This is a genomic window from Actinomycetospora straminea, assembly GCF_028737255.1.
GTDB classification, from domain to species: domain Bacteria; phylum Actinomycetota; class Actinomycetes; order Mycobacteriales; family Pseudonocardiaceae; genus Actinomycetospora; species Actinomycetospora straminea.
In genome coordinates, this window is the sequence record NZ_JAQZAN010000006.1 from 16,136 (window position 1) to 40,162 (window position 24,027).

Here is a 24,027-nt window from a genome sequence, read left to right on the forward strand (position 1 = left end):
CTGTACAGTTCGTCCATGCCCCGCTCCCCCGGTCAGCGTGCCGGACTGACGTCCGAGGCGGTCCTCGCCGCGGCGCGGGAGGTGTTCGCCGAGCGCGGACTGGCCGGGCTCTCGATGCGCGCGGTCGCCGCCGCGCTCGGTGTCGCCCCCAACGCGCTCTACAGCCACGTCGCCGACAAGACGGCGCTGGTGGACGCCCTGCTCGACGACCAGCTCGCCGCCCTCGACCCCCCGCCCCCGGACGCCGAGCCGCTCACGGGGCTGCGCGAGGTCATGCTCGCGACCTACGACCTGCTCGGCCGCCACCCCGACATGGTGCCGCTCTACCTCGCGCGCCAGGGCGCCCGCGGCCCGCGGGCCCGGGCGCTGGGCGCCGCGATGACGGTCCTGCTCGCGCGGCTCGGCGTCGGCGACGACGCCGCGGGACGGGTCGTGCGGGCGCTCATCGTGCACACCCTCGGCTACGCGGCGCTTGCCACCGCGGACGACGCCGACCTCCGCCCGCCCGAGCTGCGCGCCGACCTCGAGGTCACGCTCGACTGGCTGCTGCGCGGGGCGGTCGAGGCTCCGCGGTCCTGAGCGGGGGACGGCGCGCCGCCCGCCGCCGCACGACCAGCGCCGCCACCAGCACCGCGAGCGAGAGCAACGGCAACGGGCCGGTGACCGCGACGCCGAGCACGGTCTCGGCGATCGGCGCGCCGACCGCGAGCGCGAACAGCCACGCCGGCGCGGTCCCGGGGCGCGTGACCCGCGCCGCCCGCCGGGTCCGCCCGCCCGGCTTGGCGATCGAGAGCCACACCTGCACGGCGAACGCCGACGCCATCAGCGTCGCGGCGAGGGCGAGCGCGCCGACGCCCTCGGTGCCACCGGCCTGCACCGTCGCGGGGGCGACGTCCAGACGCGGGGACAGGACGGCGATGCCGAGGTAGAGCTGCCCGGTGGTGAGCACGAGCTTCGTCGCGACCCACCGGTGCAGCCAGAAGCCCCAGCTCGTCGTGGCGGCGAGCAGCAGGCCGGTCGCGGTGGCGATGTTCGCGGAGTACACGAGCACGGTCATGTCGAGGAGCTTCGCCGACTGTGCCGCGCCGACCCGCACGGGGACGGACGCCGGGCCGATCGCGGTGACCAGCAGGACCGCGAGCGCGGCGGCCTGGCTCATCCAGCTCACCGACGACACCACGTGCAGCCACACGAGCAGCTGGCGCCACGACCGACCCGACATCCCCGGACCCCTCTCGACCACCTGGTAGACAGCGTGCCCGCGCGAACGGGGCGCGTCAACCAACTGGTAGACAAGCTCAGGCGCTGAGCAGGGCGACGAGCTGGTCGGCGCCGCCCGTCGCGAGCCCGGGGGGCAGGGGCGTGCGCGTCTGGGCGCCCAGGCAGAACTCCATGAGGAGGCCCGCGGTCGCGTCGGGGTCGAGGTCCGCGCGCAGTTCGCCGACGGCCTGCCCGCGGCGGACGAGGTCGACGAGGTAGCCGCGCCAGGTGTCGAGGAACCGGCCGAACGGGCCCGCGACCTCGTCGGCGTCGCCGTGCCGGAGGATCTCCATCATCGCCGCCGTGCGCTCGTCGTCGCCGTAGCCCGCCACCACGCCGTGCAGCAGGCCGCGCAGCTCGTCGCGTACGGTCGTCGCCGTGGAGCGCTCGACGAGGGGCACGGCGAGGCCCTCGTAGATCAGCTCGCGCAGGACCGCGGTGACGAGGTCGGCCTTGGTCGGGAAGTAGTAGTGCAGGGTCGCGTGGCTGACGCCGACCTCGCGCGCCACCGCCCGCACGCGGACCGCGGGCAGGCCGTCGCGCGCGATCGTGCGCGTCGCCGCCCGCACGATCTCCGCGCGGTGGTCCCCTCCCCCGGTGGCCGCCATGGCTGCGGTGCGCGCGTCAGCGCAGCCGCGCCCCGTGGCGCTCGGCGGCGGTGGCGACGGCGGCGTCGCGGCGCGCCGAGGCCTCCTCGAGGGTCAGCGTCCGGTCGGGGGCGCGCAGGCGCAGGGCGAAGGCCAGCGACCGCTTGCCCTCGCCGACCTGCGGGCCGGTGTAGACGTCGAACAGGCGCACGTCCTCGACGAGGTCGCCGCCGCCGTCGCGCAGCGCCGTCACCACCGACGCGGCCGGCACGTCCTCGTCGAGCACCAGCGCGACGTCGAGCAGCACCGGCGGGAACGACGACACCTCGGGTCGCGGACGGTCCTCGGCGAGCGGGAGCCGGTCGAGCTCGAGCTCCATCGCGGAGGTGCGCGCGGGCAGGCCGAGGGCCTCGAGGACCGTGGGGTGCAGCTCGCCCGCGTGCCCGACGAGCGTGTCCCCGAGCGTCAGCGCCGCGCAGCGTCCCGGGTGCCACGGCGCGTGCCGGTCGGCGGTGACGGTCAGCTCGGCGCCGTACACCCGGCCCACGATCCGCGCGGCCTCGACGGCGTCCGCCCAGTCGGCGGCCCGCCCCGGGCCCCACCAGCCAGCGCGCTCCCAGGCGCCCGCGAGCACCGCGCCGACCCGCAGCGGCTGGCGCGGCAGCCCCGCGAGCACCGACGCGACCGCCGCCTCGTCGGGGCGCGCGTCGACCGGCAGCACCGGCGCCGCCGGCGGCTCCTCCGGACCGGGCCGCACGACCTGGCCGACCTGGTAGAGCGCGAGGTCGCGCAGCCCGCGCGAGACGTTGCGGACCACCGCGTCGAGCAGCCCGGGCAGCAGCGTCGTCGCCATCAGCGAGCGGTCGGCGTCCAGCGGGTTGGCCAGGCGCAGGGCGTTCCGGCGGTCGTCGTCGGCGTCGAGGCCGAAGGCGTCGAACACCGTCGGCGGGATGAACGGCGAGGGCAGCACCTCGTCGTACCCGGCGTCGGCGAGCGCCCGCGACACCTGGCGGCGCCGGCGCTGCGCCAGCGTGAGGCCGGTGCCCGGGTGCGCGGCGGGGAGCTCGGACGGGATGCCGGCGTAGCCCTCGAGGCGCAGGACCTCCTCGACGAGGTCGGCCGGGCGGGTCAGGTCGGGGCGCCACGTCGGCGGCACGGCGAGCAGCCCCGCGCTGCCGCCGTCGCCGGGGTCGGCGCCCGCGACCTCCACCCGGCAGCCGATCTGGCTCAGCCGCCGCACCACCGCGCCACGCTCGTAGCGGGTGCCGGCGACGCGGTCGGGCAGGTCGAGGGCCATGGCCACGGGCTCGGGCGCGGGCACCCCACCCTCGTCGGTGACGCCCGGGTCGACGGTCGCGCCGCCGTAGTTCGCGAGCAGCCAGGCGGCGCGGTCGGTCGCGGCGCGCGCGACGCCCGGGTCGACCTCGCGCTCGAAGCGCCGGGCGGCCTCGCTGGGCAGCCGGTGGCGCCGCGCGGCGCGCGCCACCGACGGCGCGTCCCACGTCGCCGCCTCGAGCAGCACGTCGGCGGTGGCGGGCCCGACCTCGGTGCTCGCGCCGCCCATGACGCCGGCGAGCCCGATCGGGCCGGAGTCGTCGGTGACCACGACGTCGTCGGGGTCGAGCACGCGCTGGGCGTCGTCGAGCGTGGTGATCTTCTCGTCCTGCGAGGCCCGCCGGACCACGACGTCGCCGCGCACCGTCGTCGCGTCGTAGGCGTGCATCGGCTGGCCGAGCTCGAGCATGACGTAGTTGGTGACGTCGACGGCCAGCGAGATCGGGCGCACCCCGCACAGCAGCAGCCGCCGGCGCAGCCACCACGGCGACGGGGCGGTCGGGTCGAGGTCGGTGACGCGGCGGGCGACGAAGCGCCGGCACTGCGAGGACGGGTCCAGGCGCACCGGCCACGCCTCGCCCTGCGGCTCCGGCAGGTCGCGGCCGACGAGGGCCGGGTCGCCGTACGCGACGTCGAGCGCGCAGGCGAGCTCGCGGGCCAGGCCGCGCACCGAGAGGCAGTAGCCGCGGTCGGGCGTGACGGCGATGTCGAGGACCGCGTCGTCGAGCCCGAGCAGCACCGCCGCGTCGTCGCCCGGGTCCGCGGTGCCCGGCGGCAGCACGAGGATGCCGCTGTGGTCGTCACCGAGGCCCAGCTCGTCGAGCGCGCAGATCATGCCGTCGGAGACGTGGCCGTAGGTCGTCCGCGCGGCGATGGCGAAGTCACCGGGCAGCACGGCGCCGGGCAGGGCGACGACGACGAGGTCGCCCTCGGCGAAGTTGGTCGCCCCGCAGACGATCCCACGGGTGCCGGAGTCCTCGTTGTGCTCCGCCCCCACGTCGACCCGGCAGTAGCGGATCGGCTTCTTGTACTCGGTGAGCTCCTCGATCGCGGCGACGCGGCCGACGACGAGCGGGCCGGTCGTGGCCGGGATCGGGAGCACGTCCTCGACCTCGAGCCCGACCCGGATCAGCGCCTCACCGACCGCCTCGGCGCTGAGGGAGTCCGCGGACAGGTCGACGTGCTCGAGGAGCCACGAGACGGGGACGCGCACGGACGAGCCTTTCTGCCTTGCTGACGGGGTGGGTGCCGGGCCGCGGCTACGGCTCGACGGCGAACGCCGAGGTGAACCGGACGTCGCCCTCGACCATGTCACGCATGTCGGGCAGGCCGTTGCGGAACATCAGGGTGCGCTCGAGGCCCATGCCGAAGGCGAACCCGGAGTAGACGTCGGGGTCGACGCCGCACGCGCGCAGGACGTTGGGGTCGACCATGCCGCAGCCGCCCCACTCGACCCAGCCCGCGCCGCCCTTCTTCTGCGGGAACCAGACGTCGGGCTCGGCCGACGGCTCGGTGAACGGGAAGTACGAGGGCCGCAGCCGGATGGTCGACTCCTCGCCGAACATCGCCCGCGCGAAGGCGTCGAGCGTGCCCTTGAGGTGGGCCATGGTCAGGCCCTTGTCGATGGCGAGGCCCTCGATCTGGTGGAAGACCGGGGTGTGCGTCGCGTCGAGCTCGTCGGTGCGGAACGTCCGCCCGGGGCAGACGACGTAGACGGGCAGGTCGCGCTCGAGCAGCGCCCGGATCTGCACCGGCGAGGTGTGGGTGCGCAGCACCTGGCGGGCCGCCGCGGGCTCGACGTGGAAAGTGTCCTGCATCGTGCGCGCCGGGTGGTCGGGCAGGAAGTTCAGGGCGTCGAAGTTGAACCACTCCGACTCGACCTCGGGGCCCTCGGCCACCTCGTAGCCCATGCCGACGAAGATGTCGGCGATCCGCTCGGAGAGCTGCGTCAGTGGGTGCCGGCTGCCGCGCGGGTGCCGGTCGCCGGGCAGCGTGACGTCGACGGCCTCCTCGGCGAGCACCCGCTCGTCGCGCTCCGCGGAGAGCACCGCGTGGCGCTCGTCGTACGCGGCCTGGATCGCGACGCGGACCTCGTTGACCCGCTTCCCGGACGCGGAGCGCGCCTGCGGCGGCAGCGCCCCGATCTCGCGCCGCGCGGTGAGCACCGGCGAGCGGTCGCCCAGGTGCGCGGGCTTCAGCGCGGTCAGCGCGTCGAGCGTCGTGGCCCCCGCGAACGCCGCGCTCGCGTCGGCGCGGGCGGCGTCGAGGGTCTCGGGGTCGAGCGCCGCGACCTGCTTGGGGTCGTAGAGGTCGTTGGTGCCGGACATCGAGGTCGTCTCGCTCCTGCTGCTCTCGGGTGCGCGACGATCCTATCGGAGCAGGTCGAGGGCGTTGCCGACGTGCACCCGGCTCAGGGCTCCGCGCGCCGCTCGTCGAGCGCCGCCAACCGGGCGCGCACCGTCTCGCCGATGGCGGCCAGCGCCTCCAGCTCGGTGGGCGTGAGGTGGTCGACGACGGCCTCGCGGACGTCGGCGACGTGCCTCGGCGCCGCCGCCTCGATGAGGTCGCGGCCGCGGGGGGTGATGGCCACGACCGCCCCGCGCTGGTCGGTCGGGCACCGGTCCCGGGTCACCAGGCCGCGCCGTTCCATCCGGCCCAGGTGCTGCGAGAGCCGGCCCTTCTCCCAGCCCAGGTAGCGCCCGAGGACGAACGGCCGGGCGCACCCCTCCGGCGCCTCCGAGAGGTGGGCCAGCACCTCGTAGTCCGCGCCCGACAGCCCGCACCGGGTCCGGAGACGGCGGTCGAGGAACTCGGCGAGGTCGACCTGCATCGCCATGAGGCCGCGCCAGGCCCGCGCCTCGCGCTCGTCCAGCCACCGCGGCTCGCCCACGACCCGCAGCCTAGCGGACTGGTTGACGTGTGAACCAGGCACGCCTAGCTTTTTGTTCACACCTCAACCAGCGGGGTGCCGACCTCGGGAGGAGACCGGGATGAGGATCGTGACGATCGGGCGCGGGAACATCGGGGGCGGGCTGGCCCGCCTGTGGCGCGAGGCGGGCCACGACGTCGAGGAGCTGGGCCGGGACGGCGGCGACGTCGCCGACGCGGACGTCGTCCTCGTCGCGGTGCCCGGCGACCGGATCTCACCGGCCCTCGGCAAGGTCGCCGGTCTCGCCGGGAAGATTGCGATCGACGCGACGAACGTCTTCGGCGAGCGGGCCGGCGGCGGCCCGTCGAACGCCGAGGAGGTCAAGACCTTCACCGGCGCGCCGGTGGCCAAGGCCTTCAACGCGAACTTCGCGAGCCTGTTCGACCGGGTGCGCGAGCAGCGGGTGCGGCCGAGCAACTGGTACGTGGCCGACGAGGGCGCCGTCGAGGTCACCGAGACCCTCATCCGCGACGCGGGCTACGACCCCGTCCTGGTCGGCGACCTGTCGCGCGCGCGGGACCTCGAGGGCGCCGTCTGGCTGCTCCTCGGCGCTCGGCCGCCCGGCGGTGTCTTCTACCGCGTCGCCATGCCGGGCGAGCTCTGACGGCTGGTCAGCGCTGGGCGCGGGCCGACGCGTAGAGGCACACCGCGGCGGCGGTCGCGAGGTTGAGGCTCTCGGCCCGGCCGTGGATCGGCACGCGGACGCGGTGGTCGGCGAGGCCCGCGGCGTGGTCGTCGAGCCCGTGGGCCTCGCTGCCGAACAGCCACGCCGTCGGGGCGGCCAGCAGCGCGTCGGCGGACGGGTCGAGCACCGTCTCGCCGTCGCCGGCGGCCGCGAGCAGCGTCAGCCCGCGCTCGCGCAGCGCGGTCACGACCGCGTCGACGTCGCGGGACACCGCGAGCGGGAGGTGGAACAGGCTGCCCATCGTCGCCCGCACGCACTTGCCGTTGTGCGGGTCGACCGGCTGGTTGCGGCTGTCCCCGGCGAGCACGACGGCGTCGACGCCGGCCGCGTCGCTGGTGCGGATGACCGTGCCGGCGTTGCCGGGGTCGGCGACGCCGGCGAGCACCGTCACGAGCCGGGGCCGGTCGCCGAGGGCCTCGTCGAGCCCGACGGTGACCGTGGAGCAGACGACGACCACGCCCTGCGGGGTGACGGTGTCGGACAGCCCGGCGGCGGCCTTCTCGGTGACCCGCGCGACACGGATGCCGATCGAGCGCGCCCGGTCCTCCAGCGTGGGGTCCCGGTCGGCGACGGCGTCGGTGAGGAAGAGGTCGTGCACGCGTCGGGCCTGGTCAGACGGGCCGTCCGCGGCCCACGTCAGGGCGTCGTGCACCGGGCGGACGCCCTCGACGAGGAACCGCCCGGCCTCGAGACGCGACGCGCGCCGCAGCAGCTTGCGGGCTGCTGCGACGCGCGGCGTGCGTTCGGTGAGGACCGTGGGCCCAGCGGTCAGGCCGCGTCCTCGCTCTTGCCCTCGTTCTTGCCGGCGGCGTTCTTGTCCGCCGGCACCGCGGCCTTCGCGACCTCGACCAGCGCGGTGAACGCGGCCGGGTCCGAGACGGCGATCTCGGCCAGGTTCTTGCGGTCGACCTCGACGCCCGCGAGCTTGAGGCCCTGCATGAACCGGTTGTAGGTCATGTCGTTGGAGCGCGCGGCCGCGTTGATGCGGGTGATCCACAGCTGCCGGAAGTCGCCCTTGCGCTGCTTGCGGTCGCGGTAGGCGTACGTCAGCGAGTGGAGCGTCTGCTCCTTGGCCTTGCGGTAGAGCCGGGAGCGCTGGCCGCGGTAGCCGCTGGCCATCTCCAGGGTGGTGCGACGCTTCTTCTGCGCGTTGACCGCGCGCTTCACGCGTGCCACGTGGTCCTGCCTTCGATCAGATCAGGGAGCGGAGCGGATCCGGTCCGGATGGGGTCGCGGGGTGGGGCGGGGGCTCAGGCGCGGCCGAGCAGGCGGCGCATGCGCGAGCTGTCCTGCGGCGCGACCTCGTCGTTGCCGGAGAGCGCGCGGGTCTTGTGGCTGGACTTCTTCTCCAGCAGGTGGCGCTTGCCGGCCTTCTCGCGCAGCAGCTTGCCGCTCCCGGTCACCTTGATGCGCTTCTTGGCGCCGCTGTGCGTCTTGTTCTTCGGCATGTCCTGTCCTTGCTCCTCGTGCGGATCGACGTGCTCCGCCGGGGTGGTCGACGCCCGTCCGCCGTCTCGGGACGACGGTACGGGCGCCCGGGAAGCCGGCCGCACCCGGAGGGTGGGTGCGGCCGGTCGTGCTCAGCCCGGTCAGCCCGCCGGCTCGGGGGCCGGCTCCTGCGCCTCCTGCTGGGGGCGCTGGGCCTTCTGCGGCTTCTTGTTCGGCGCCAGGACCATGGTCATGTTCCGGCCGTCCTGCTTCGGCGTCGCCTCGACGTAGCCGAGCTCACCGACGTCCTCGGCGAGGCGCTGCAGGAGGCGGAAGCCCAGCTCCGGGCGCGACTGCTCGCGGCCACGGAACATGATGGTGACCTTGACCTTGTGACCCTGCCCGAGGAAGCGGGTCACGTGACCCTTTTTCGTCTCGTAGTCGTGAGGGTCGATCTTCGGCCGGAGCTTCTGCTCCTTGATCACCGTCTGCTGCTGGTTGCGCCGCGACTCGCGGGCCTTCTGCGCGCTCTCGTACTTGAACTTGCCGTAGTCCATGAGCTTGCAGACCGGCGGGCGGGCCTGGGCGGCCACCTCGACCAGGTCGAGGTCGGCCTCGCGGGCCAGGCGCAGGGCGTCCTCGATGCGGACGATCCCGACCTGCTCGCCGTTGGGGCCGACCAGTCGCACCTCGGGAACGCGGATGCGCTCGTTGATGCGGGTCTCTGTGCTGATGAGCTCTCCTCGGGTCCGTGACACAGTCTCTGCGACCCGGCAGTCGGAGCCCCGATGAACGTCGGGCCCCGCGCCACGCGAGGTGGCGGCAGGGCCCACGGTCGACCGATCCACGTCCCCTCGCGGCAACGCTGCCGCCGGCGGCGCTCGCGCGCCGCGACGGCCGGACCGGGACCCGCTCACCTGTGCGGTGGACGGGTGGGAGCCGGGGCTCCACTTGCCGCTCGACGGACGCAAGACGTTCACCGAGCTGGTCGCTCACCGCACAACGTACCACCGGACCGCGGTGTTCCCGGTCAGCGGCCCCCGCGCCGTCCTTGACGGGCCGGGCCGTCCGGCGACACTTCTCCCACGTCAGGAGTGCTCGTCCGCGCCGTCCCGGGGGTCGCCATGTCGTCGCTCGTCCATCTTCCCGGCGCCGGACGACCGGTCGGGTCCCGCATCCGGATGAAGGTCGAGCCCGGCGACGCCGACGGCTTCGCGGTGTTCGAGTCCGTGCTCCCGCCGGCGTGGGAGGGCCCGCCGCCGCACCGGCACCTCAGCGACGACGCGGCGTTCTACGTCCTCGAGGGCACGGTGGCGTTCGAGCTCGACGGCGTGTCGCACCACTGCGGCCCCGGCTCGGTGGTCTCGGTGCCCCGTGGCTCCGCGCACGCCTTCGCCAACCCGGGCACCGAGCCGGCGCGGATGCTGGTGATCACCACACCGGAGGCGACCCGCCTCGTCGAGGCCGTCCACACCCTCGTCGAGCGGGACCCGGAGCCGGCGCCCCAGATCGTCCGGGCGCTCTACCGCGCCCACCACACCGAGATCACGGGCTGAGCACGTCCCCCGCGGCGCGCGAGGCGCCCGCCGCCTCCGCCTCCCGCTCGAGGAGCGCGAGGAAGCCGTCGCGGTCGACGTACATGGGCCAGTGCGAGGTCGGGACGCGGACGACCCGGTCCGCGGACGCCGCCATGGCCTCCTGCGCGGGTGGGGGCAGGGCGGCGTCGCGCTCGCAGAGCACGTAGGTGGCCGGGTGGGTGGGGTCCGGGGCCGTGGCGACCTCGGTGATCGCCGCGGCCGAGCTGAGGATCCCCATCTGGTGGGCGTGCCACGGCGCCCACTGCTCCGGGGTCATCTCCGCGCAGAAGATCCGGCGGGTGGTCTCCGCGTCGTCGACCGTGCCGGCGGCGAGCCCCGAGGGATGGGCGACGGTCCAGGTCGGCGCCACGCCCCCGAACAGGTCCATCATCGACGCGCCGCGCGGCGGTCGCGCCGCGGCCACGTACACCGACCGCGCGACGCCGGGGTGGTCGGCGAGCTCGGTGAGCACCGCGCCGCCGTAGGAGTGGCCGACGAGGATCACCGGGCCGTCGGCACCGTCGGCGGCGTCGACCAGCCGCCGCACCTCCGCGACGTCGTCCCGGAGCCCGCCGAGCTCCTCGGGCGTGCGCCCGGTGCTCGGCAGCTCGGCGACGAGCGCCCGATGGCCGGCCGCGGTGAGCCCCGCGGCGGTGTCGCCCCAGAAGGAGCCGTCCGTGAATCCTCCGTGCACCAGCACGAACGTCGCCATCTCGCCCTCCGTGTCCTCGGCTCGTGCGCTGCCGAGGACACGGTGACGCGCGGCGTTGCGCGGTCGTTGCGCCGACGCCCGAGGGATCAGCCGGCCTTCTTCGCGCGGCTCTTGCGGACCGGGCCGGCGTCAGGGGTGACCAGGCTCGACAGGAACTGGCCCGTGTAGCTCCCCTCGACCGCCGCGACCTGCTCCGGCGTGCCCTGGGCGACGACGGTGCCGCCGTTGTTGCCGCCCTCCGGGCCCATGTCGACGACCCAGTCGGACACCTTGATCACGTCGAGGTTGTGCTCGATGACGAGGACGGTGTTGCCCTTGTCGACCAGGCCGTTGATGACGCCGAGGAGCTTGCGGATGTCTTCGAAGTGCAGGCCGGTGGTCGGCTCGTCGAGGATGTAGATCGTCCGGCCCATCGAGCGCTTCTGCAGCTCCGAGGCCAGCTTGACGCGCTGCGCCTCGCCGCCCGACAGCGTCGGCGCCGGCTGGCCCAGGCGGACGTAGCCGAGCCCGACCTCGGTGAGCGTCTGCAGGTGGCGGTGGATCGCCCCGATCGGCTTGAAGAACTCCGCGGCCTCCTCGATCGGCATGTCGAGGACCTCGGCCACGTTCTTGCCCTTGTAGTGCACCTCGAGGGTCTCGCGGTTGTACCGCGCGCCCTTGCAGACCTCGCACGGCACGTAGACGTCGGGCAGGAAGTTCATCTCGATCTTGATCGTGCCGTCGCCGGCGCACGCCTCGCAGCGCCCGCCCTTGACGTTGAACGAGAACCGCCCGGGCCCGTAGCCGCGCACCTTCGCCTCGTTGGTGCTGGCGAAGAGCTTGCGCATGTGGTCCCACACGCCGGTGTACGTGGCCGGGTTGGACCGGGGCGTGCGGCCGATCGGCGACTGGTCGACCCGCACGAGCTTGTCGAGGTGCTCGAGGCCCGTGACCCGCGTGTGCCGGCCCGGCACCTGGCGCGCACCGTTGAGCTTGTTGGCGAGGACCGTCGCGAGGATGTCGTTGACCAGCGTCGACTTCCCCGACCCGGACACCCCGGTGATCGAGACGAGGCAGCCCAGCGGGAACGACACGTCGACGTCGTGGAGGTTGTGCTCGCGGGCGCCCACGACCGAGACCTGGCGCTTCTTGTCGATCGGCCGGCGGATCTGCGGCACCGGGATCTGCTCGCGGCCACTCAGGTACGCCCCGGTGAGCGACTCCTCGCTCTCCTCGAGGCCCTCGACCGGCCCCGAGTAGACGACGCGGCCGCCGTGCTCGCCGGCGCCCGGCCCGATGTCGACCACCCAGTCCGACGCCCGGACGGTGTCCTCGTCGTGCTCGACGACGATGAGCGTGTTGCCGAGGTCGCGCAGCCGGGACAGCGTGTCGATGAGCCGCCGGTTGTCGCGCTGGTGGAGCCCGATCGACGGCTCGTCGAGGACGTAGAGCACCCCGACCAGCCCGGAGCCGATCTGCGTCGCGAGGCGGATGCGCTGGGCCTCGCCGCCGGACAGCGTCGCGGCGGCGCGCGCCAGCGACAGGTAGTCGAGCCCGACGTCGAGCAGGAAGCCCAGGCGGGCGTCGATCTCCTTGAGCACCGCGCCCGCGATGACCTGCTCGCGCGTGCCGAGGACCAGGCCCTTCATGAACTCCGCGCAGTCGGCGACCGACAGCGCCGTGAGGTCGGCGATCGAGCGGTCACCCAGCGTCTCGTGCCGCAGCGTCACCGCGAGGATCTCGGGCTTGAGCCGCGTCCCGCCGCAGGCCGGGCACGGGACGTCGCGCATGTAGCCCTCGTAGCGCTCGCGGGCGCTGTCGGACTCCGCCTGGTCGAGTCGGCGCTCCAGGAAGGGCACGACGCCCTCGAACGAGGCGTAGTACGAGCGCTCGCGGCCGTAGCGGTTGCGGTAGCGCACGTGCACCTGGTCGTCCGAGCCGTGCAGCACCGCCTTCTGGACCCGCGCCGGCAGCTTGCGCCACGGCGTGTCCATCCGGAAGCCGACCTGCTCGGACAGCGCGGTGAGCAGGCGCGTGAAGTACTCCGCGGACTGGCCGATCGCCCACGGCGCGATGGCCCCGTCGGCGAGCGAGAGCTCGTCGTCGGGCACCAGCAGCTCGGGGTCGACCTCCTTCTTGATGCCCAGACCCGCACACGTGGGGCAGGCGCCGTAGGGCGAGTTGAAGGAGAAGGCGCGGGGCTCGAGGTCGTCGACCTGGAGCTGGTGGCCGTTCGGGCAGGCCATGCGCTCGGAGAAGCGGCGCTCGCGGTCCGGGTCGTCGTCGGGGAGGTCGACGAAGTCGAGCACCAGGATGCCCTCGGCCAGGCGCAGCGCCGTCTCGACCGAGTCGGTGAGGCGCTGCTTGGCGCTCGACTTCACCGACAGCCGGTCGACGACGACCGCGATGTCGTGCTTCTCCTGCTTCTTCAGCGTCGGCGGCTCGGACAGCGGATACACCGTACCGTCGACGAGCACGCGGGAGTAGCCCTGGCCCTGGAGCTGGCTGAACAGGTCGACGTACTCGCCCTTGCGCCCGCGGATGACCGGCGCGAGCACCTGGAACCGGCGGCCCGGCTCCATCTCGAGCACCTGGTCGACGATCTGCTGCGGCGTCTGCTTCGAGATGATCTCGCCGCAGGTGGGGCAGTGGGGCGTGCCGGCGCGCGCGTAGAGCAGCCGCAGGTAGTCGTAGACCTCGGTGATGGTGCCGACCGTCGACCGCGGGTTGCGGCTGGTCGACTTCTGGTCGATCGACACCGCGGGCGACAGGCCCTCGATGAAGTCGACGTCGGGCTTGTCCATCTGCCCGAGGAACTGGCGCGCGTAGGCCGACAGCGACTCGACGTAGCGGCGCTGGCCCTCGGCGAAGATCGTGTCGAACGCCAGGCTCGACTTGCCCGAGCCCGACAGACCGGTGAAGACGACCAGGCTGTCGCGGGGCAGGTCGAGATCGACGCCCGTGAGGTTGTGCTCACGGGCGCCCTGGACGACGAGACGATCGACCACGTGCGAGGCCTCCAGGCTCCGGGCGAGACGCACCGGGATGGGAACACGCGACGACGAATGTCTCTTCCCCCGGTCCACTCCATGCTAGGGACGACCCCCGACAGCGGCCGTCCCGCCCGGGTCCCGCGCGACCGGGCGAGGGTCCGGGGCGACGACCGGTTGCGCCGTCGGGGTGGTCCGACCGGACGTCAGGTCGCCGGGTAGCGCCGGGCGTACCAGGTGGGCGGTTCACCGAAGAGGTCGGCGAAGTCACGGGAGAGGTGCGCCTGGTCGGCGTAGCCCAGCGTCGCGGCGAGGTCGGCCCAGTCGACCCCTCCCCCGGCCTCGAGGCGCCCGACGACCTCCTGCAGCCGGTAGCGCCGGATCACCCACTTCGGCCCGGGCCCCACGTGCTCGGCGAACAGCCGCTGCAACGTCCGCATGCTGGTGCCGGCGGCCGCGGCGAGCCGGTCGACCCGGGCGATGGTCGGGTCGGCGGCGACGTGCGCGACGAGCTCGGCGGCCTCCCGTGCCGCGCGGGGCGGCCCCCCGGCGGGCAGGTGGGCGCGCAGCCAGGCCGCCAGGTCCCCGGCGAAGGGCGGCGCGCCGGCGAGGCCCGGCACGTCGGGGACGTCCAGCTCGCAGTCGACCAGCTCGGCCACCGGCCGCCCGGCGACCACCCGGAACACCCCGGGCCGGAACGCCGCGCCCACCACCGACCCGCGCCCGGCCAGCACGCGGACCATGTGCCGGCTGCGGGGGCCGACGACCCGGGGGTGGGGAGCGAAGGTCACCCCCGCTGCGTCCGAGGCCGCCGAGGTGACCTTCGCTCCCCCCTCGGCGCGCCCACCGCCGGCGTCGATCACCGACACGTGCACCTGCGGCAGCGGGACGATCTTCTGCCGGTAGGGCTCCGCGTACTCCCACGACGCGGTCCACAGCCGCTCGACCCAGGGCGCGAGGTCGGCGTCGGGCTCGTGCACGGCGATCGTCTGCGCGGTGCGCCAGTGCCCGCCGAGCTCGCGTGGATCCCGCTCCGGCACCTGTCGCGTTCCTCCATGACCCGCTGCGGCGCCCTGGCTAGCGTCCTGGCCCGTGTTCCCCGACTTCACGCCCCGCCCGCACCTCGTCGCCGCCGCGGCCGCCCCGCACGAGGAGCTGGTCGCGGCCGCCGCCGACCACCTCGACGCGCCCGTGCCCTGCGCGGGCTGGACCGTGCGCCACCTCGTCGAGCACATGATGACCTGGACGCCCGTGCTCGCGGGCGCCGGCCGCGGGACCCCGCCCGAGCCCGGCGCGCCGCAGGCCGTCGGCGACTGGCCCGCCGAGCTCGGTGCCGCCCGCGACGACCTCGTCGCCGTGTGGAGCGACCCGGCGTCGTGGGCGGGCACGACCACGATGACGAGCACCGAGCTGCCCGCGGCCGTCGTGGGCACGATGACGTTCTGCGAGCTCGTCCTGCACGGCTGGGACCTCGGCCGCGGGCTCGGGCAGCCGGTGACGTGGGACGACGCGCTCCTCGAGGAGGCGCACGCCGCGCTCGCGCAACTGACCCCGCTGGGTCGGCAGATGGGTGCGTTCGGGCCGGCCGTCGACGTGCCCCACGATGCGCCGCTGCTCGACCGCGTCGTCGCCCTCGCGGGCCGCGATCCGCTCTGGACGCCCTGACGCGGGCACCATGGTCGGCATGGGTGACATCGACCCCGCCGAGCTGAAGAGGCTGCGCGCGCGGCGGACGTGGAGCTCCGCGACCGACGCCGACACGGCCCGTGCCGAGTGCGCCGCCAGCCGCGCCGGGCACCTCGCGGTGGTGATCACGCAGGACGAGCCGCCCCGGTGCGAGCACTGCGGCGAGGTCCTCAGCCCCGATGCGCTGCGCAGGGCCGGCTACAAGCCCGAGCGGCGCTAGTCTTCCGCGCGTGGACCTCCTCGACGACTACACCGGCCACGTCGAGCCCGGCGGCCCCGCCGCGCGGCGCGACCTGCAGGACGTCTCGATCACCAAGGTGTCGGTCGGGCCGATGGACAACAACGCCTACCTGCTCGTCGACCGCGGCACCGGCGAGGCGCTGCTCATCGACGCCGCGAACGAGACCGAGCGCCTGCTCGACACCGTCGACACGGTCGCCGACCGCGGCAAGGTGACGAGCCTCGCGACCACCCACAAGCACTGGGACCACATCCAGTCGCTCGAGGACGCGGTCGCCGCCCTCTCCCCCACCACCTACGCCGGCGAGCGCGACGCCCCCGAGCTGCCCGTGGCGCCGGACCACACGGTCGGCGACGGCGACACCGTCGGCTTCGGCGGCTCGCAGGTGGAGATCATCCACCTCGACGGCCACACCCCCGGCTCGATCGCGCTGCTCTACCGCGACCCCGCCGGCTCCGGGCACCTCTTCACCGGCGACTCCCTCTTCCCCGGCGGCCCCGGCAAGACCGCCGGCCCCGACGAGTTCCGCTCGCTGATGGACGACCTCGAGGCCAAGGTCTTCGGCCGGCTGGACGACGACACCGTCGTCTACCCCGGCCACGGCGACGACACGACGCTGGGCACCGAGCGCCCCAAGCTCGGGGAGTGGCGCGAGCGGGGCTGGTGAGGCCGGCCCGGCATCACCCGTTCGGAGCCGAGATTCGCTAACGCTGCGTCGTGCTGGTGCGATCGAGCCGGTACACGTCGGTCGCGGCCAGCTCGGGGGACCCTCCATGACCAGCACGCAGGATCGCTCCGCCAACGGGAGGACCCGGACGGTCCTCGCCATCGTGGCGGCGGTCGTCATCGTCGTCGTCCTGCTGTTCGCCCTGGCGCTCACGGGCGTCGCGAGCAGCCTGTTCGCGCGGCAGGTCGACCGCACGGTCCGCACCGACGTCGACGCGAGCGGCCTGGTCGCGAGCCTGACCACGTACCGCGACTCCTTCCGCGGCGGCACGCTCGCGGCCGGACGGGTCAACCTCGGGGTGCAGATCGACCAGACCGCCGTCAAGGGCGGCGACCCCGCGGCGCAGCCCGCGACGATCGTCCTGCGCTCCTACAGCTGCCCCGGCGCGAACAGCCCCGCGTCGCCCGCGCGCCTGACGATCACCGGAGCGGACCCCGCGCACGTCCGGGTCCGGCCCGCCGGCGAGGGCGGCGGGGTGGCGCTGACCGGGGCCTTCGAGATCACGGCGGTGCAGCCGATCGCCCCCGGTGTCCCCGAGTGCCGGATCGACCTCGCCGCGCGCTGATCTCTGCCGGACCGTGACCTCGCGACGGATGCGCGCCCACCCCTCGGCACACCAGGCTGAGGCGTCGTCGGAGCCGACGACGACAGGAGCGCGACGATGCGCGAGGACATCTCTTTCGACGCCGAGGGCGTGACGCTGCGCGGGTGGTTCTACCGACCCGACGGCGACGCGAACGGCGGCCACCCCTGCGTGGTCATGGCCCACGGCTTCTCGGCGGTGAAGGAACAGCACCTCGACGACTACGCCGAGGTCTTCGCCGCCGCCGGGCTGGCGTGCGTGGTGTACGACAACCGGGGGTTCGGGGCGTCGGACGCGGCGCCGGGCAAGCCGCGCCAGGAGATCGACCCGTGGGAGCAGGTCCGCGACTACCAGCACGCGATCACCTACGCGCAGGGCCGTGACGACGTCGACGCCGACCGGATCGGCGTGTGGGGCTCGAGCTACTCGGGCGCCCATTCCTACGTGGTCGGCGCGATCGACCGGCGGGTCAAGGCGGTGTCCGGCCAGGTGCCGCTGGTGTCGGGCCGGGACGCGTTCGCGTCGCTCGTGCGCATCGACCAGTGGGGGCCGACGTGGGAGGCGTTCGCCGCCGACCGCCTCGAGCGCGCCCGCGGCGGCGAGCCGGCCATGATGCCGGTGGTGAGCGACGACCCGACGGCGCCCGCGGCCCTGCCGACCCCGGACTCGTACGAGTTCTTCACGCGCACGCAGTCCGACCGGGCACCGTCCTGGCGCAACGAGGTCACCCTCCGGTCGATCGAGCTCTTCCAGGGCTACGAGCCGGGCCGCTTCCTGCCGCTGATCTCACCGACGCCGCTGCAGATGGTCGTCGCCCCGCACGATCGGCTCGTCGCCGGCGAGGCCGCCGCGGCCGCGTACGAGAGCGCGGTGCACCCGAAGAAGCTGGTCATCGTGCCCGGCGGGCACTTCGACGCCTACACCGGCCCGGGTTTCGAGGTCAGCTCCGCCGCCGCGCGCGACTGGTTCGTCGAGCACCTGCACGTCGGCAAGGGGTGAGCCGATCCGTCACGGCTCCACGTCCCCGTCCTCCCGGGGCAGGCGCACGACCACGACCTCCCCGGGGACGAGGCGCACACGCCGGCCGGTGATCTGCTGGGGTCGCAGCCGGACGGTCCAGGGGTGCGGCCCGCGGGCCCACGGTGTCACCCGCCCCTCCGCGGCGCCGGTGGGGTCCTCGACGCCGTACCCGACGGCCGCGACGCTCCACCCCGTGCGCAGAGCCGGCTCGATCCGGTCGGCCTCGACGGTGAGCGGGCGCCCGTCGCGCACCGCGTCGAGCAGGGGCCCGTCGGCCACGCGGAACACCAGGTCGTCCCCGTCGACCCCGACGTTCACCAGCCGGAGCTCGACGTGCCCGTCCGGCTCGGCCCAGGCCAGCCGTCCCACCGGGACCGTGCCCAACAACGCGCGGCACGCCGTCGGGTCGAGGACCTCCAGCCCGTCGTCGCCCGTGTCCATGCGTCGCTCCTCCGCCGGGGTCGGGCGGAGGAGACCGCGACCGAAGCGCCGCCGCCAGGGCCGGTCGGCCCGCGCATCAGGTCAGGATGGCGGACGCTGCGAGGAAGTAGATGACGATCGAGAGCAGGTCCTGGACGACGGTGGCGAGCGGCCCCGAGCCGAAGGCGGGGTCGCGACCGAGGCGGTGCAGCAGGGCGGGCAGGGCCAGCGCCACGACGGTCGCGATCGACGACGCCGCGAACAGGGCCACCGCCACCGCGGCGGCCACCCGGAGGTCGCCCCACAGCAGCAGGACGACCGGGAAGGTGACCGCCGCGAACAGGACACCGAGCAGCGGACCGGTCACCGCCTCGCGGAGGGCGATCCGCCCGGTGCTCACCCCCGCGGCGAGACCCCGGATGACGAGCGCCTCCGTCTGCGTGCCCACCGCGTCGGCGAGGTAGACCACTCCGGGGAGGAAGAAGGCGATGAGGACCTGCTCCTCGAGCTGGTGCTCGAAGGCACCGACGATGCCCGCCGCCACGAACGCGCCGACCAGGCCCAGGAGCAGCCACGGCAGCCGGTGCCACAACCGTCGCCCCACGCTCTCCAGCGCCGCGGACCGCGCCTCGGACGACGAGCCCAGGAACCCGCCGAGCCGGGCGACGTCCTCGTCGTGCTCGGCCAGGAGCACCGCCAGCAGCCGGTCCGGAGGGACCAGCCCACGGAACCTCCCCGCCTCGTCCACGACGGGCAGCGCCGACTCCCCACGGTGCACCGCCCGCCAGGCGGCCTGCTCCTGGTCCGTCGCCGGGGTGACCGTCGGCGGCTCGGCGTCCATGACGTCGCGCACGGGTGTGTCGGCAGCGGCCGCCAGCAGCCGTTCCATGGTGACCATCCCGGTCAGCGTCCCGTCCGCGGCACAGACCGCCACCGTCGACGCGGATTCGAACCGACGCCCCCGCATCCCGTCGAGGACCTCCCGGCACCGCGCGTCCGGGGTGGTGACCGGGACGGCCACCGAGGCGTGGACATCCACCGTCCTCCCCGCGGTCCGTCCGACCGGCGCCGACGTCATCGCGGCGATGTCGGCCCTCCGGGTCGGCACGGCCCCGGCGGCGTGCGGAGCGGCGTGCTCGGACATGGCGGAGGCTCCTCTCGCGCGGGGCGCCTCCCAATCCTCGTGACCCGCCGGGCGACGCCCCAGGGCCGACCGGCTCCCGACCAGGGCCTGCGGTCCCGTCCCGGGCACGCTCAGGTCGCCGACCACCCCGACCACCGGCCGACCTCGACCGTGATCGCCGGGCCCTCCGGCGGGTCCTCGCGGTGCTGGGGGTAGCGCTCCCCCAGCGCCGCGCGGACACGGGCGAGCACCGGCTCGGCGTCGGAGACGCTCGCCGTCCCGTCGGCGCGCACCCACCACAGGGTGCTCCAGTCGTCGTCGTAGTGGTCGACGAGCAGCGAGACCGCCGGGTCGTCGTCGACGTTGCGCAGCCGTTTGAGGTCGCGGTGACGCTTGGGCTTCTGGTCGACGGCCATGAGCACCGTGTCCTGCTCGACCGCGAACACCACGGGGACGAGGTGCGGCTGCCCGTCGCCCGACACCGTGGCCAGACGCGCGACGCGCGCCGCGGCGAACCGGCGGCGCGCGTCGTCGACGTCGAGCGTGGGCATCAGTCGACCAGCGTCGCCAGGTCGTCGAGCTCCTTGAGCACCGTGTCGCGGTCGGCCGAGCTCACGCCGTAGATGGCCCGCTCGAGGCCGATGCGGCGGTAGCCCTCGATCGCCTCCGGCGACGTCTCGGCGCCGAACAGCGACATCGGGATCGGGCCGCGCCCGGCGTCGGCGGCACGCTGCTGGAGGGCGTTCGCGCGCTGCTCGAACTCGCCGATGTTGTCCGGCCCGACGCGCTGGGGCAGCCAGGCGTCGCCGAAGTCGAGGACGCGGTCCTCGACGCCCGGGCCCATGCCGCCGACGTAGACCGGCGGGTGCGGCTCCTGCAGGGGCTTGGGCCATGCCCAGCTGCGCTCGATGTCCACGAACTCGCCGTGGAACTCGGCCTCCTCCTGCGTCCACAGCGCCTTCATCGCCTTGACCTGCTCGCCCATGAGGCGCATGCGGGTCTTCGGGTTGGTGCCGTGGTGGGCCATCTCCTCGCGGTTCCAGCCGCCGCCGATGCCGAACAGGAAGCGCCCGCCCGACAGCCGGTCGAGGCTCGCGACCTCCTTGGCGGTGTGGATGGTGTCGCGCTGGATGACCAGGCAGATGCCGGTGGCGATCTTCAGCGTCGACGTCGCGGCCGCGGCGGCGGTGAGGGCGACGAACGGGTCGTAGGTGTGGACGTACATCCGCGGCAGGTCCCCGCCACCCGGGTACGGCGACTGCCGGCTCGTCGGGATGTGGCTGTGCTCGGGGAACCAGAGCGAGTCGAAGCCCCGGTCCTCCACCTCCTTGGCCAGCGTGGCCGGGTCGATGGCGTAGTCCGTCGGGAACATCATGATGCCGTGGTGCACGTTCACCCGATTATCCCGTCGCCGGGGACGGCACACTGGGCCCCGATGGAGTCCACACGCGTCGACCGCTGGCTCTGGGCGGTGCGGCTGACCAAGACCCGGGCCGACGCCGCCGCGGCGTGCCGGGGCGGTCACGTGCGCGTGAACGACACCCCGGCCAAGCCGGCGACGCCGGTCAGGCCGGGCGACACGGTGCGCACGCGGGTCTACGAGATCCCGCGGATCGTCGAGGTCGCCAAGGTCATCGAGAAGCGCGTGGGCGCCCCGGTGGCCGTGACCTGCTACGTCGACCACACCCCGCCGCCCCCGCCGCCGGAGGAGCGCCCGGCCGCGGTCGCCGTCCGCGACCGCGGTGCCGGGCGACCGACCAAGCGCGACCGCCGGATGATCGACGCGCTGCGGGAGCGCGCCGGCGAGGAGTGAGCGTCAGGGCGCCGGGGCGGGCGTCCCGATGTCGGCGGAGAACGAGCGGGTCGTGAGCCCCCGGCCGCCGATCCACGGCTCGAAGCCGGCCTGCACGCTCGTCATGTACCACTCGGGCTTGGCGACGCCGCGGCGCTGCGCGTCGGCGACGAACTGGTCGAGGGGCAGGTCGCGGACCTCGAGCGTCGGCTGCCGGCGCACGTAGCTGATCGTCGGCAGGTCGATGGCGCCGAGCCAGACGTCCCAGGTGGCGCCGGCGATGGTGACCTCGGCCTTCTTGCTGCCGATGGGCTGGACGCGCGGGGTGTTCTTCAGCCAGATCATGAGCTCGAGCCCGGTCGGGCGCCCGTTGCGCCGCGGCGTCGGGTCCATCCAGAGGTCGTAGGAGACGTTGTAGTCGCCGGTCGGCGGCACCGAGACGGCCCAGGAGGAGCGCAGGCCGGCGAGCTCGGAGACCCGCTTCGGGAACGGCGTGCCCTTCGTGCAGTTGCCGTAGTTGCAGCCCCACACCATCGACGGGTACGAGGCGGGCCCGCTCTCCTTGCGGTGGTCGGCCGGGTCGACGACGAAGCCGGTGTCGAAGGCCGTGATGCACTGCGGGGTGTTCGCGCCCCAGAGGTTGTTCTGGGCCTCGTAGCGCCCGCCGGCCACCGGCGTGGACTCGGTCTTGCCGCACACCCGCTTGCCCTCGACCCGGGGGGTGTCCGGGTCGGTGGCCAGCGCGGGACTGCCCCCCACCAGCATCGCGAGCACGGCGAGGACCGCCACGACCACTCCGCTCATCGCCCGATCCCGACCGTTCATCCGCTGCCGTCCTCGCCCTCGACCGTTCGTCGCGCTGAAACGTACGGTGAGCGTGTGGGTGACGACGAGCCGTCTCCCTCGATCGGGACGGTCAGACCCCGTTCCGGGTGAGCGAGAAGGCGTCGGTGGCGAGGCCCTCGCCGCCGATCCAGGGCTCGAAGCCGGCCTGGATGTTGGTGAGGAACCAGGTCGGCTCGACGACGCCGCGCTGCGTCGCCTCGGTGACGAACTCGCTGATCGGCAGGTCGATCACGGTCGTCGTCGGCTCCGCGCGCACGTAGGAGATGACCGGCGTGCCGTGGTTCTCGCCCGTCCAGACCTCCCAGTCCGCGCCGGCGATCGCGACGGTTGCGCGCTCCGCGCCGATGGGCTGGACGCGGTCGGTGCGGTCGAGCCAGATCATCAGCTCGGCGCCGGTGTTGGCGCCCTCGCGGCGCGGGGTCGGGTCCAGCCAGACGTCGTAGGCGACGTTGAAGTCGCCGCGGCGGGGCACGGTGACCGCCCAGCTCGAGCGGATGTCGCCCATCTCCGCCAGGGGCAGCGGGTACGGCGAGTCGCGGGTGCACGTGCCGTAGTTGCAGCCGACGACGATCGAGGGGTACGCCGCCGGGCCGGAGTCCTTGTCGTGACGCGCGGAGACGACGAAGCCGGTGTCGAACGCGGTCGTGCACTGGGGCGTGTCGGCGCCCCAGGCGTTGTTCTGGACCTCGTAGCGCCCGCCCGCGACCGGCACCGACTCGGTCCTCCCGCAGATCCGCGGGCCCTCCCGCGGGCCCTCCACGGGCAGGGGCGCGAGCACGCCGCGGGCCGGGTCGCCGGTGCCCGCCGGAGCGGCGGCGGTCGGGGTCGCGGGGGCCGTCGGCGGCTCGCCGGTCCCGCCGCACCCGACGGCCACGAGCGCGACCGCGGCCAGGAGTGCGGCGACCAGACGCCGCGATCGTGTGTCCCCCATACGGGCGAGGCTAGCGAGCGTCCGCGGGCGTCCCGAAGCGGGTCGCGCGCACCGCGTCGAGCCCCGTCCCGTGCGCCGCGAGGGCGTCGAGGACGTCGGCGGGCGGCGACTCCCCGCGGATCACGGCGGCGGCGAGTGCGGCGGCCGCCGGCGCGGTCTCGATGCCCGAGCCGCCCTGCCCGGCGTAGAGGTGCAGGCCGGGGTGGTCGGGGCGGTCGCCGACCACGAGGTCGCGGTCGGGCGCGAAGGTGCGCAGGCCCGTCCAGCTCGTCGCCACCGAGCGCAGGCCCAGGGTGGTGACGGCGTTGACGGTCTCCAGCGCGCGGGCGACGTCGAGCTCGTCGGGGCGCGGGTCGCCGGGCTCGGCGGGGGTCTCCTCGGACGGTGAGACGAGCAGGTGCTCGCCCTCGGGCTTGGCGTACCAGTGCTCGCCGACGGAGACGACGAACGGGTCGTCGCGACGGACCGGTGCCCCGTCGGGGATGCGGACCACGGCGATGGTGCGGCGCAGCGGGCGCAGACCGACCGGGGTGATGCCGGCGAGGGCGAGCAGGGTGTCGGTCCAGGCGCCCGCGGCGAGGACGACGGTGGCGGTGACGAGGTGGTCGTCGCGCAGCGTCACCCGCCAGCCCGATCCGTCCCGCCGCAGCGCCGTCACCGGCGTCCCGGTGCGGATCTCCCCGCCGCGGGCGCGCAGGAGCCGGCGGTAGTGCTGGTGCAGGCCGAGCGGGTCGGCGTCCTGGGCGTCCTCGACCACCCCGGCGGCGCGCAGGACGTCGCGGCGCAGCGCGGGCCAGCGGGCGACGGCCTCGTCGGGGGTCAGTTCGTCGACGGCGTCGAGCACCAGCAGCTCCGCGCGCAGCGTCCGTTCCTCGGCCTCGTCGTGGGCGACGTGGAGGACGGGACGCGGGCGCAGGAACGGGTGCCCGGCCTCGTCGGCGAGCGCGGCGAACCGGTCCTTCGACGCGGCGATCAGCGCTCGGGCGGGCGGCGCGCCGTGACCGGGGATGTAGCTGGCGGCCGAGCGCCCGGTGGTGTGCCGGGCGAGCTCGGTCTCCCCCTCGACGAGCAGCACCGACGCGTCCCGGGCGAGCTCCGCCGCCACCGACATCCCGGCGATCCCGCCGCCGACGACCACCACCTCCATGTGCGCGATCTTCCCGGCTATAGCCGGGA

The 24,027-nt window shown here is 74.5% G+C and carries 28 protein-coding genes; 9 read left to right on the forward strand and 19 right to left on the reverse strand.

The window, feature by feature from the left end:
* Window positions 1-15 precede the first annotated feature (15 nt).
* Window positions 16-579 carry a TetR/AcrR family transcriptional regulator gene (locus PH190_RS10270; protein ID WP_274231411.1) on the forward strand — a complete coding sequence of 188 codons (564 nt, stop codon included), beginning with the start codon at window positions 16-18 and terminating at the stop codon, window positions 577-579.
* Here PH190_RS10270 and PH190_RS10275 read toward each other — a convergent pair.
* The 5 genes from PH190_RS10275 to PH190_RS10295 all read right to left on the reverse strand — a co-directional run bounded on the left by PH190_RS10275 (window position 530) and on the right by PH190_RS10295 (window position 6,072).
* Window positions 530-1,222, reverse strand: a complete 693-nt coding sequence (locus tag PH190_RS10275; protein ID WP_274231412.1) for a hypothetical protein — start codon at window positions 1,220-1,222, stop codon at window positions 530-532. The two genes, PH190_RS10270 and PH190_RS10275, sit on opposite strands and share 50 nt — an antisense overlap.
* Window positions 1,223-1,298: 76 nt before the next feature.
* Window positions 1,299-1,868 (reverse strand): TetR/AcrR family transcriptional regulator, encoded by a 570-nt coding sequence (locus PH190_RS10280; protein WP_274231413.1) that lies wholly within the window; start codon window positions 1,866-1,868, stop codon window positions 1,299-1,301.
* Window positions 1,869-1,884: 16 nt separating this feature from the next.
* Window positions 1,885-4,395: a phenylalanine--tRNA ligase subunit beta gene (gene pheT / locus PH190_RS10285; protein WP_274231414.1), complete on the reverse strand. Its 2,511-nt coding sequence runs from the start codon at window positions 4,393-4,395 to the stop codon at window positions 1,885-1,887.
* Window positions 4,396-4,441: 46 nt separating this feature from the next.
* Window positions 4,442-5,509 carry a phenylalanine--tRNA ligase subunit alpha gene (pheS, locus tag PH190_RS10290; protein ID WP_274231415.1) on the reverse strand — a complete coding sequence of 356 codons (1,068 nt, stop codon included), beginning with the start codon at window positions 5,507-5,509 and terminating at the stop codon, window positions 4,442-4,444.
* A gap of 83 nt (window positions 5,510-5,592) precedes the next feature.
* Window positions 5,593-6,072, reverse strand: a complete 480-nt coding sequence (locus PH190_RS10295) for a MarR family winged helix-turn-helix transcriptional regulator (RefSeq protein WP_274231416.1) — start codon at window positions 6,070-6,072, stop codon at window positions 5,593-5,595.
* A gap of 100 nt (window positions 6,073-6,172) precedes the next feature.
* Between PH190_RS10295 and PH190_RS10300 the strand changes: the two genes are divergently transcribed.
* Window positions 6,173-6,715 carry an NADPH-dependent F420 reductase gene (locus tag PH190_RS10300; protein ID WP_274231417.1) on the forward strand — a complete coding sequence of 181 codons (543 nt, stop codon included), beginning with the start codon at window positions 6,173-6,175 and terminating at the stop codon, window positions 6,713-6,715.
* A gap of 7 nt (window positions 6,716-6,722) precedes the next feature.
* On the opposite strand, the gene PH190_RS10305 is transcribed toward PH190_RS10300, so the two are convergent.
* The 4 genes from PH190_RS10305 to infC all read right to left on the reverse strand — a co-directional run bounded on the left by PH190_RS10305 (window position 6,723) and on the right by infC (window position 8,982).
* A complete protein-coding gene (locus PH190_RS10305) occupies window positions 6,723-7,568 on the reverse strand; it encodes a TrmH family RNA methyltransferase (RefSeq protein ID WP_274231642.1) in 846 nt (281 codons plus the stop codon).
* The gene (gene rplT, locus PH190_RS10310) at window positions 7,565-7,972 is read right to left on the reverse strand and encodes a 50S ribosomal protein L20 (RefSeq protein ID WP_274231418.1); all 408 of its coding nucleotides are present in this window, start codon (window positions 7,970-7,972) and stop codon (window positions 7,565-7,567) included. Before rplT ends, PH190_RS10305 begins: the two co-directional genes overlap by 4 nt.
* 74 nt (window positions 7,973-8,046) lie before the next feature.
* A complete protein-coding gene (rpmI, locus tag PH190_RS10315) occupies window positions 8,047-8,244 on the reverse strand; it encodes a 50S ribosomal protein L35 (protein ID WP_274203414.1) in 198 nt (65 codons plus the stop codon).
* A 141-nt stretch (window positions 8,245-8,385) separates the two neighbouring features.
* Window positions 8,386-8,982, reverse strand: a complete 597-nt coding sequence (infC, locus tag PH190_RS10320) for a translation initiation factor IF-3 (protein WP_274231419.1) — start codon at window positions 8,980-8,982, stop codon at window positions 8,386-8,388.
* Between the two features lie 423 nt (window positions 8,983-9,405).
* On the opposite strand from infC, the gene PH190_RS10325 reads away from it, so the two are divergent.
* A complete protein-coding gene (locus PH190_RS10325; RefSeq protein ID WP_274231420.1) occupies window positions 9,406-9,780 on the forward strand; it encodes a cupin domain-containing protein in 375 nt (124 codons plus the stop codon).
* Here the strand turns inward: PH190_RS10325 and PH190_RS10330 are convergent.
* The 3 genes from PH190_RS10330 to PH190_RS10340 form a co-directional block, all read right to left on the reverse strand.
* Window positions 9,770-10,513: an alpha/beta fold hydrolase gene (locus tag PH190_RS10330; RefSeq protein WP_274231421.1), complete on the reverse strand. Its 744-nt coding sequence runs from the start codon at window positions 10,511-10,513 to the stop codon at window positions 9,770-9,772. The genes PH190_RS10325 and PH190_RS10330 overlap by 11 nt on opposite strands.
* A gap of 86 nt (window positions 10,514-10,599) precedes the next feature.
* A complete protein-coding gene (gene uvrA / locus PH190_RS10335) occupies window positions 10,600-13,500 on the reverse strand; it encodes an excinuclease ABC subunit UvrA (protein ID WP_274231422.1) in 2,901 nt (966 codons plus the stop codon).
* Between the two features lie 188 nt (window positions 13,501-13,688).
* On the reverse strand, window positions 13,689-14,522 hold the full coding sequence (locus PH190_RS10340) for a helix-turn-helix domain-containing protein (protein ID WP_274231423.1): 834 nt from the start codon (window positions 14,520-14,522) through the stop codon (window positions 13,689-13,691).
* A gap of 52 nt (window positions 14,523-14,574) precedes the next feature.
* On the opposite strand from PH190_RS10340, the gene PH190_RS10345 reads away from it, so the two are divergent.
* The 5 genes from PH190_RS10345 (at window position 14,575) to PH190_RS10365 (ending at window position 17,718) form a co-directional block, all read left to right on the forward strand.
* Entirely contained in the window at window positions 14,575-15,147 is a 573-nt protein-coding gene (locus tag PH190_RS10345; RefSeq protein ID WP_274231424.1) for a TIGR03086 family metal-binding protein, read from the forward strand.
* Between the two features lie 19 nt (window positions 15,148-15,166).
* Window positions 15,167-15,388: a hypothetical protein gene (locus PH190_RS10350; protein ID WP_274231425.1), complete on the forward strand. Its 222-nt coding sequence runs from the start codon at window positions 15,167-15,169 to the stop codon at window positions 15,386-15,388.
* Between the two features lie 10 nt (window positions 15,389-15,398).
* On the forward strand, window positions 15,399-16,076 hold the full coding sequence (locus tag PH190_RS10355; RefSeq protein WP_274231426.1) for an MBL fold metallo-hydrolase: 678 nt from the start codon (window positions 15,399-15,401) through the stop codon (window positions 16,074-16,076).
* A 106-nt stretch (window positions 16,077-16,182) separates the two neighbouring features.
* Window positions 16,183-16,701: a hypothetical protein gene (locus PH190_RS10360; RefSeq protein ID WP_274231427.1), complete on the forward strand. Its 519-nt coding sequence runs from the start codon at window positions 16,183-16,185 to the stop codon at window positions 16,699-16,701.
* A 96-nt stretch (window positions 16,702-16,797) separates the two neighbouring features.
* On the forward strand, window positions 16,798-17,718 hold the full coding sequence (locus tag PH190_RS10365) for an alpha/beta hydrolase (RefSeq protein WP_274231428.1): 921 nt from the start codon (window positions 16,798-16,800) through the stop codon (window positions 17,716-17,718).
* 9 nt (window positions 17,719-17,727) lie between these two features.
* On the opposite strand, the gene PH190_RS10370 is transcribed toward PH190_RS10365, so the two are convergent.
* The 4 genes from PH190_RS10370 to PH190_RS10385 form a co-directional block, all read right to left on the reverse strand.
* Window positions 17,728-18,180: a pyridoxamine 5'-phosphate oxidase family protein gene (locus PH190_RS10370; protein WP_274231429.1), complete on the reverse strand. Its 453-nt coding sequence runs from the start codon at window positions 18,178-18,180 to the stop codon at window positions 17,728-17,730.
* Window positions 18,181-18,256: 76 nt separating this feature from the next.
* The gene (locus tag PH190_RS10375) at window positions 18,257-19,303 is read right to left on the reverse strand and encodes a magnesium transporter (RefSeq protein ID WP_274231430.1); all 1,047 of its coding nucleotides are present in this window, start codon (window positions 19,301-19,303) and stop codon (window positions 18,257-18,259) included.
* A 110-nt stretch (window positions 19,304-19,413) separates the two neighbouring features.
* Entirely contained in the window at window positions 19,414-19,833 is a 420-nt protein-coding gene (locus tag PH190_RS10380; RefSeq protein WP_274231431.1) for a TIGR03668 family PPOX class F420-dependent oxidoreductase, read from the reverse strand.
* Window positions 19,833-20,678: an LLM class F420-dependent oxidoreductase gene (locus PH190_RS10385; RefSeq protein WP_274231432.1), complete on the reverse strand. Its 846-nt coding sequence runs from the start codon at window positions 20,676-20,678 to the stop codon at window positions 19,833-19,835. Before PH190_RS10385 ends, PH190_RS10380 begins: the two co-directional genes overlap by 1 nt.
* 39 nt (window positions 20,679-20,717) lie before the next feature.
* Here PH190_RS10385 and PH190_RS10390 point away from each other — a divergent pair, with 39 nt between their 5' ends.
* The gene (locus tag PH190_RS10390; RefSeq protein WP_274231433.1) at window positions 20,718-21,095 is read left to right on the forward strand and encodes an RNA-binding S4 domain-containing protein; all 378 of its coding nucleotides are present in this window, start codon (window positions 20,718-20,720) and stop codon (window positions 21,093-21,095) included.
* Between the two features lie 3 nt (window positions 21,096-21,098).
* On the opposite strand, the gene PH190_RS10395 is transcribed toward PH190_RS10390, so the two are convergent.
* From PH190_RS10395 to PH190_RS10405, 3 genes are all read right to left on the reverse strand, one after another.
* Window positions 21,099-21,878 (reverse strand): GH12 family glycosyl hydrolase domain-containing protein, encoded by a 780-nt coding sequence (locus tag PH190_RS10395; protein WP_274231434.1) that lies wholly within the window; start codon window positions 21,876-21,878, stop codon window positions 21,099-21,101.
* Between the two features lie 112 nt (window positions 21,879-21,990).
* Window positions 21,991-22,851, reverse strand: a complete 861-nt coding sequence (locus tag PH190_RS10400; RefSeq protein ID WP_274231435.1) for a GH12 family glycosyl hydrolase domain-containing protein — start codon at window positions 22,849-22,851, stop codon at window positions 21,991-21,993.
* A gap of 10 nt (window positions 22,852-22,861) precedes the next feature.
* Window positions 22,862-23,998 carry an NAD(P)/FAD-dependent oxidoreductase gene (locus tag PH190_RS10405; RefSeq protein ID WP_274231436.1) on the reverse strand — a complete coding sequence of 379 codons (1,137 nt, stop codon included), beginning with the start codon at window positions 23,996-23,998 and terminating at the stop codon, window positions 22,862-22,864.
* Window positions 23,999-24,027 lie beyond the last annotated feature (29 nt).